Below are 3,838 nucleotides of genomic sequence, written 5' to 3'. Positions count from 1 at the left end.
TTCTCGTGCTTTCTCTAACTACAAGTTGATTTTGAAAAAGTTTTACAGGCATGTAATCATCTTTTTTTATAAGTAATCTGTATATTATTTCAGCAGCGACTTTTCCCATTTCATATATTGGTTGACTAACAGTTGTTAATGCGGGAGAAAACATCTTGCTAAACATTATGTCATCATATCCAGTTACACTTACATCCTCGGGGACTTTTATCTTTCGTTCCTTGAAACTTTCTACAACCCCATAGGCAATCAGATCATTTGAACAGACGACTACATCGGGTATTTTTTTAATTTTCTTTCCATTGATTAGACCAGATTTGTAAGTATATTCACCTTCCAAGAGTTCATACTCAACATTATATTTTTTGGTGAAATCTTCAAAAGCTCTTAACCTTTCGAAGGCACTAAATATTTCTTTTTTCCCGCTGATGAAAACGTATTTTTTGTGATTCGTAGAATATAAATAATTTAAAAGATCTTCCATTCCCTTGTAATGGTTTGAAGACACATAAGAAAATCGGTTGTCCTTTATCACTCTATCTATAAAAACTATAGGAATATTTATTTGATTAAATTTGTCAATATGGTCACCAATACCAGAATATAATATTCCATCAACTTTTTTTTCTGCTAGAATATTAAACAATTTTTCTTCTTGATCAACAGCATTATCCGAGTTACAAATTATTACTGAATAACCTTTTGATCTAAGATAATCCTCAGCACCTCTAACAAGCGTTGCAAAAAATGGGTTAGCAATATTAGGTATTATTATTCCTATGGTATCTGTATATCCCACCCTTAGACTTCTTGCAAGAGCATCTGGGTAATAATTTAATTTGTCGATCGCCTTTAGAACCTTTTCTTTTGTTTGTTTTTTTACAGGAGAGGAACCATTTATCACTCTTGAAACTGTTGAAATAGACACCCCGGCTTCTTTAGCAATATCTTTAATGGTTATTTTATCAGGCATACAAACCACCTTGTTAATTTTTTAAAGCAAACGTTTTCATAAATAATTCCACAAAATAAACGCTTTTTCTTGTTTTTCCGTTTTTTCTGTTAAATCTATCTTGCAAACGTTTTCCTTTACTATTATTAGTTTAACATTTCTAAAAAAGATTTGCAAATCTTATTGTGAATAATTACAGGTAGTTGACAAGAGTTAATAACGTTTAAACTCAAATTTCTTTTATTTTCTCAACTTCTTTCTTTGCAGATCTTGTACTTTTTTCTTTATAAACACTATAAATAAAAAGGGCAAGTATAGTGACGATGTAAGGAATCATAGATGTAATTTGAGATGGGATATTTATATTTTGTAAACTAAAAGCAGCGCTTTCAAAAAAACCAAATATTAAAGACATGAGTAATATTCCAAGAGGTCTTCCACGCACTAGCACGATAATTGCCAAAGAAATCCAGCCTCGACCATTTGACATGTTTTCACTGAACAAGGTTACATAGCCAAGAGATAAAAAAGTACCTGCTGCTGCTGAGAAAATACCAGAAAGTAAGATAGAACTAAATTTTATTTTTTCCGGATTAATTCCTAGGGAACGAGCTGTTTCTTGATCTTCGCCCGTTGCCCTAAGTCTAAGACCAAATTTAGTATGAAAAATTATAAAATCGACGAAGAAAGCTAAAATGATTGCTATATAGACAATGAATGGATGTTTATTTAATATATTTGAAACGACAGGAATTTTATTTAGGCCAGGAATATCCCAGGTTGGTAGAGACTTAATTTGTGGAGATATGAAAGCTCCTTTAACGTTGAACAAATTTCTCAAAAGATATGTAGTTCCTCCAAGAGCTAGCATATTCATTCCAATACCTGTCAAGAATTCGTCTGTTTTTAATAAGATTGCAAAAAGTGAAAATATTAGAGAGGCTACGACTCCGGAAATTAATGCAAATAGAAATCCCATCACCCAACTTTGAAAGTAAAAACTTCCTAAAACACCGAAGAATGCCCCTATTAACATCATTCCTTCCATAGAAATATTGAAAACATTTGCATAAAAAGTAAAAGTACCTCCCAAAGCTGAAAGGAGAATAGGAGTGGCACTACTAAAGCTATCTCTTATTATTGAAATTAATATGTTATTCATGAGCTTTCACAACCTTTTGAGTTTTTGAGTAAGCTTTTATCTTGTCTCCGTAATAAGAAAAAACACTTCTAGTTGAGACGACTAGTAAAACAATGGTAGCTTGAAGGACCATGATAAACTCTGAAGGGATAGAAGCTTCAAATTCCATTCCAACTCCACCTGATTTTAAGAAACCAAAAAATAAAGAAAAGAACGAAGTTTCGAGTATCCCATTAGCACCAACTATGGAGAGCATTACACCATCCCATCCATAATTAGCACCTATACCTTTAATAAACCTATGTTGTGTGCCTCCCAGAATAAGTAAAGCTCCAGCGAGGCCACTAAGAAAACCAGTATAAAACATAACCCACATCAAATTTTGTTCATTGTCACAACCACCTATTCTAGAAAAATCGGGATTATGTCCCATCATTCTCCATTCATATCCTTTTTTAAAATATTTAACAACAAAATAAGATATCAAAACAACAAAAATTGCGATGAAAAAGCTAGAATTCAGGTATTTAAAAGAAGGGAGAAAGTATTCTTTTTTTATCATCTTTGTAGCAGGAACATATGACTTTTTATCTAGGAAAGGATAGGTAGCTAAATATAGAGTTAAGTAATCAGCTATAAAATTGAGCATCAAAGTCGTTAGCATTTCGTCCATTTTATATAACTTTTTAAGTATACCCGCAATTGAAGCGTAAAGACCGCCTATGATTCCAGAAAGTATTAAAATGGTAATTATTCCAAACCAACCAGGAAAGGGAAGATAATATCCCAATAGAGCAGCGCTTAAAGCTCCAATTATTAGTTGTCCAGGCTGTCCAAGATTATTCACATTAGAACTAAATGCAATTGCTGCTGCTATACCCGTTAATATTAAAGGGGTAGAGTTGTTAAGTGTTGAAGTTATAGAAAACCACGAACCTAACCCGTAATCGTATAGGGCTTTATAGGCGTTAATAGGGGAATTCCCTTGGATTTTTATTAATAATGCTCCAACCAGCAAAGAGAATATTATTCCAATAATTCCGGTAAGAATTTTATTTAAGCTTTTCATTCTTTTCCCCCCAACATATACTCTCCAACTTCTTCTTTACTATGAACTGTTGGATCTAACTCTACTACAATTTTCCCATTTCTTATTACATAAACTCTGTCGCTTAAAGATAAAAGTTCGTCTAAATCGGCAGAAATTAATAAGATAGCTTTTCCTTTTTCTCTCATCTTTAGTATAACGTTGTGTACATATTCGATTGATCCAACATCTAAACCTCGTGTAGGCTGATCAAGAAGCAAAAAAGGCGCATCAAGACTAAATTCTCTAGCCAAAATTACTTTCTGTTGATTACCTCCAGAGAGGTGTTTAGGCATATCATTAATTCCTCTTGCAACAATGTTGTATTGATTCAAAAGGTTATTTGAAAGAACCTTTGCCTTTGTCCAATTTATAAAGTATTTAAAGCTACTCAATTTATTGCCGAGATGGTGTGTCATAGAAAGATTTTCTGTTAAAGTTGCAGTTAAAGCCAAACCATATTTTTTCCTATCTGAAGGAATATAACTAATTAAAAACCTTCTTTCTTTAATCTCACTATTTGTAATTTCATTTTTGTCTATATATATTTTTCCATTGAGTGATTGAGATTCTCCAATGATAGTTTGGACCAGTTCAAGTTGACCATTTCCCTCAATACCCGCTAATCCAACTATTTCTCCAGCCCTCACATATATAT

The 3,838-nt window shown here is 32.6% G+C and carries 4 protein-coding genes; all 4 read right to left on the bottom strand.

Features of this window, described 5'->3' with window-relative positions; genetic code table 11:
- Window positions 1–973: LacI family DNA-binding transcriptional regulator (locus PKN74_RS08090; RefSeq protein WP_472310314.1), on the bottom strand; the 973-nt coding region annotated here is incomplete at its 3' end.
- Between the two features lie 208 nt (window positions 974–1,181).
- A complete protein-coding gene (locus tag PKN74_RS08085; RefSeq protein ID WP_472310312.1) occupies window positions 1,182–2,114 on the bottom strand; it encodes an ABC transporter permease in 933 nt (310 codons plus the stop codon).
- On the bottom strand, window positions 2,107–3,162 hold the full coding sequence (locus PKN74_RS08080) for an ABC transporter permease (protein WP_472310310.1): 1,056 nt from the start codon (window positions 3,160–3,162) through the stop codon (window positions 2,107–2,109). Before PKN74_RS08080 ends, PKN74_RS08085 begins: the two co-directional genes overlap by 8 nt.
- Window positions 3,159–3,838: ATP-binding cassette domain-containing protein (locus tag PKN74_RS08075; protein WP_472310308.1), on the bottom strand; the 680-nt coding region annotated here is incomplete at its 5' end. The genes PKN74_RS08075 and PKN74_RS08080, both read right to left, overlap by 4 nt.

The organism is Defluviitoga sp. (genome assembly GCF_035349255.1).
In the GTDB taxonomy this organism is placed as follows: domain Bacteria; phylum Thermotogota; class Thermotogae; order Petrotogales; family Petrotogaceae; genus Defluviitoga.
The sequence above is the reverse complement of the archived record's forward strand: the minus strand, read 5'-3'. Positions and strand labels throughout refer to the sequence as shown.